Consider the following 237-nt stretch of genomic DNA (forward strand, 5'->3'; position numbering starts at 1 on the left):
CATCTCCTGCCCCTCGATGGCCGCACTTCGATCAACGAGAAGGTCATGATGAAGACCCTGCGGCGGATAGAGCATTTTCGTGCCGCGCAGAAAGGCGGAGGTGCTTTGGAGGGTAGTATCCATCCATCTGCGCTTAAAGGTAGCCGCTTTCCCGCGGGGTCGATGTTCTGGTTTCGCCGCGCCGCGTTGAGAAAGGCAGTCGAGATCGATTTTACCGACCTGTTCGTTCGTGAGGGC

The 237-nt window shown here is 57.8% G+C and carries 1 pseudogene; it reads left to right on the forward strand.

Annotated elements, in window-relative coordinates:
* Positions 1-45: 45 nt before the first annotated feature.
* A pseudogene (locus AF337_RS40880) lies at positions 46-237 on the forward strand (rhamnan synthesis F family protein); the annotation flags it as partial.

It is taken from the genome of Rhizobium ecuadorense (genome assembly GCF_001187535.1).
GTDB classification, from domain to species: Bacteria; Pseudomonadota; Alphaproteobacteria; order Rhizobiales; family Rhizobiaceae; genus Rhizobium; species Rhizobium ecuadorense.